A 2,423-nucleotide genomic window follows, 5' to 3' on the forward strand; every position below is an offset into this window, starting at 1 on the left:
CGTTTGGAACGCTAAGGGAGAAGATATTTTGAACAAAATACAGCGAGCCCGCGCGGCAATGAGCACGCAGGCATGAGAGAAGTTAATTTTGAGACGGCACACTAGCGTGTTTTTCTATATAACCTTCGTCAATAAGGCGTCTCAGCCAAAGTCGTGTTTGCGTACTTGACACTTCCAGAGCTGTGGCTATTTCGTCTTCTTTCATGGGATGTTTCAAAATGTCTTTCAACACATCATGAACGGTTTTTAATAAAGCGTCAGCCGGGCTAAGTGATGGTTTTTTTGCTGTCTTCTTTCTAGGCTTTCTTTTTTTGACTGCCGGGGCAACAGCGTTGGTGATTGGCTGCCGATAGTCAACAGGGCACACCTCATTTGTCTCTACCTGTGAAAGCAGATCGTGAGAGAGGCTGATGTCCGGATTGTCATTGACTGAAGAGGTCACGCCTTGCTTTTCGCCCATCCCGTTTGCGGAGTACTCAAACATTTTTTTGAAGTCGGATCTTGTTTTTGGATTAGGCCATGGCAGTGCGCCTTTATTCGTCAGTGCACTTAGAGCCTCTGATGGCGTACCTGTGGAGCGCACATAAACTTTAACTAACTTCAGTTTCTCCAGTTGCTCTACAGCACCTGACCATGTGCCGCCCTTGTTAACTTCTGCGTTGACTACCAGCGATGCATCGGAAAGCGCATAAATGAGCTTATTCCGTTGCATCGCATGCCCGACACTGAAAATAGAGGCTGGATCGTAGGCAGAGACGAGGACGAGCTGACCACTCATGAGGTAGGGTCGGTTATCTCGATCAAGTGCTGCTCTGTCCAAGCGCTCAGCCATTACCTCACACACGTACCCGTTTTCGTGCAACGACCCATTCATCGCTGCCCGATCTACACCTTTTGCGCCTCCGGAAATAATAGGAATTGACGAGTGTGCAGCCAGTTGACCAACCGTCGTCGAGTAGTCTATCAGTTCAGGCGGGACCTGCCTCGGGCCGACGACGGCGAGTCCGCCTGATTCAAATAAATCTATGTTGCCGCAGCCATATAAAATGGCCGGAGCATTTTCTTTTAATCGTGCTTTCAATCGTCTCGGATAGATACTGTCTGCCCGACTGATTACCCATATGCCACGTGCTTCCCAGTGTTCAATAACCTGGCTTAACAGAAAACCTCTATTAAGTAGCTTTCTAAGCCTTTTTTCATCAACGACTGTCTGACAAGCAGCAATCAATTCGGATCCATTCGCGGCCATCAAATCCGACGGCTGCCGTTGCATGTGTCTCAGGTGCATAGCCAAACGTTTATATTCTGCAGGCGAGAGCAGGTCCCTGGAGGGAGTATTTCCAATAATCAAGGGGGCAGTCAGCAGTAATATAGCTTGAGTATTCGGAGACAGGTCCGGCGTCATTCTTGGTGTCCGCTAAAGGCAAGTGCTAATGGCCATACCTCGCCACCCCCGTTTTTTCGCAGAAGCCAGGCAGCGGTGGTGAAGGTCCAACGTGAGTTGACAATATCATCTATCAGCAATACAGGGCCAGTCGGGAATTTTTCAGTTATCAGCGCCATCGACCCGTCTACGTTCAAGGCCTGCTGAGTGGAGTTGGCCATGGCCTTCTGTTCTTGCCGATGCTCTGTTTTTTTCAGCACCTCATGAAATGGCAAACCTAGTTTGCAGGCTAAACGGCGGGCAAACGCAGGCACCAGATCAGGGTGACGGAGAGACGGGATTGATGTGACCCATGTGGGGGCTGGTTGAGGGTTCCAGTCCTTAAACATTTTTACACAAGCATCCAGAAGCTCATCGCCGAAAGACTTCCTCACGTAGCGCCCGTATTTTACCCGGGCACCCCATCCAGAGTCTCCCCATACGCAGAGTGCTCGTCCCTGTTGCGCTTGATGAGCTGGGGTGATGTAACCGCTTGTTCGGTAGTGAGGCATCACGCCTGCAGGCCACTTTTTTCTGGGATCGATAGGGATATTTGAGCGACATAAAAAATCATTCGCATCTTGTTCAGCCTGCTGGCTGACGGTGACTGAGAAAGGTTTGAGTGTGGGGGCTACTACGGATGCTGGGTTACCGTCCAGAGCGCGTATCAGAAACTGCATATGATGGCCAAAGGGAAGCTCACAGTAGTTCTTCATTTCCTGGAGTTCTTGTTGACGAAGGGATGTCATATTCTCTGCCCTTGCCCAGAATTCAGGATTCAGTTTTAAATGGTTGAGCTGCCATTTAGGCTTTTCATAAACGATAGGGGTGGGGAATTCCAGTGCCATCAGGTTTAACGCTTGTTCAATTCGGCCCTTTCCAAAGTTCAAGAACTGGCGGCGGCAAAAACTGAGCGCAACACCTGACCAATCCGGTACGGTGAACCTATGTCATATCATGAACTCAGCATTGAAGAACGCATCACGATCCAGTTTGGCCA

Annotated in this window: 2 protein-coding genes; both read right to left on the minus strand. The window is 49.6% G+C overall.

Going from position 1 to position 2,423, the window contains the following annotated elements:
• Nucleotides 1-82 precede the first annotated feature (82 nt).
• Nucleotides 83-1,405 (minus strand): DNA-processing protein DprA, encoded by a 1,323-nt coding sequence (locus DW49_RS0115070; RefSeq protein WP_005620097.1) that lies wholly within the window; start codon nucleotides 1,403-1,405, stop codon nucleotides 83-85.
• Entirely contained in the window at nucleotides 1,402-2,271 is an 870-nt protein-coding gene (locus DW49_RS1000000133680) for a ComF family protein (RefSeq protein ID WP_050556434.1), read from the minus strand. The genes DW49_RS0115070 and DW49_RS1000000133680 overlap by 4 nt, the downstream gene beginning before the upstream one ends.
• Nucleotides 2,272-2,423: the final 152 nt, after the last annotated feature.

Source organism: Pseudomonas avellanae BPIC 631 (assembly GCF_000444135.1).
Lineage (GTDB): Bacteria > Pseudomonadota > Gammaproteobacteria > Pseudomonadales > Pseudomonadaceae > Aquipseudomonas > Aquipseudomonas avellanae.

Coding starts and splice junctions, on each gene's coding strand:
- DW49_RS1000000133680 (WP_050556434.1), bottom strand. CDS start 2,271: ATGGCACTGGAATTCCCCACCCCTATCGTTTATGAAAAGCCTAAATGG.
- DW49_RS0115070 (WP_005620097.1), bottom strand. CDS start 1,405: ATGACGCCGGACCTGTCTCCGAATACTCAAGCTATATTACTGCTGACT.